Annotated in this window: 1 protein-coding gene; it reads left to right on the top strand. The window is 43.2% G+C overall.

What is annotated here, in order from left to right:
• The coding region (locus tag WA1_RS51955) for an AAA-like domain-containing protein (protein ID WP_148663128.1) at positions 1 to 1,209 on the top strand (1,209 nt) is incomplete at both ends.

The raw sequence follows: 1,209 nt of genomic DNA, 5'->3' as shown, positions 1-1,209 counted from the left end.
GACATCTCAAATATTTTGTGACTGTTGCAGAAGAACTGAGTTTTAGTCGTGCTGCTGTCCGACTGTTTATTTCCCAACCTGCGTTAAGCCGTCAAATCAAAGACCTTGAAGATGAACTGGGCATTTTACTGTTTCTGAGAAAATCTCATGGATTGATACTTACAGCAGCAGGGAAATTTTTTCTCGAACAAGCAAAAGATATTTTGAATCGCAGTCATGTTGCTGTGCAAAGCATCAAGAATAATTCTACTAATATAGATGAGTTTTTGGTTGTTAACTGCACCCCAACTATCCTCCAGACTTTTCAGGATAATCCTCAGACAATTGAAACAACACCAGCAATGCCGTCGGCGGGCTTTCCTAGGTCACGCTACGTTGTTCTAGAATCTCCAGAAGGAGCGGTTCCCCTTGCTTCCTGTCTGTACATTGAGCGCTCGAACATCGAACAAACCTGTTATCAAGAAATTCTTCAACCCCGTGCGTTCATTCGCATCTTTGCACCTCGAAACATGGGAAAAACTTCCCTGATTGCACGAATTCTGGATTATGGGATACGTCAGAATTACCACACAGTGCGACTCAGCTTACATCACGCCGGAACACAGGTGTTTGCTTCGAGCGATCGCTTCTTACGCTGGTTTTGTAAAAATGTCACTCAACAGTTGGGTTTGGAATCTAGATTAAATGACTACTGGGACGAGGAAATGGGAGCTTTGATTAACAGCACGATTTATTTTCAGGGCTATCTCCTTAAGGAAGTCTCTAACCCTATCGTTCTAGCACTAGATGGCATCGACCAATTATTTGAGTACCCAGAAGTTGCTAGTGATTTTTTTGTCCTTTTGCGTTCCTGGTATGAGGAAACAAAAGACATTTCAGTTTGGCAGAAGTTACGAATTGTTATCGCTCATGCCGTTGAAGTTTACATTCCCTTACCCACCCATCGCTCTCCATTTAATGTGGGATTGGCGATCGAATTGCCAACCTTTAGCCCAGAACAGGTGCAGGATTTAGCCGAACGTCACGGACTTCAACTCACGACGCCTGAACTTGAGCAGTTAATAAAGCTGACTGGGGGCTTCCCGTATTTAATTCAACTAGCATTGTATCAAAGTACACGTTTAGAGATGCCTCTGCAAACGTTACTGCAAGATGCTACGACCAATACTGGAATCTATCAACAACATCTTCAGTATCAGTTGTGGAAGC

The organism is Scytonema hofmannii PCC 7110 (assembly GCF_000346485.2).
GTDB classification, from domain to species: Bacteria; Cyanobacteriota; Cyanobacteriia; order Cyanobacteriales; family Nostocaceae; genus Scytonema; species Scytonema hofmannii.
The sequence above is the reverse complement of the archived record's forward strand: the minus strand, read 5'-3'. Positions and strand labels throughout refer to the sequence as shown.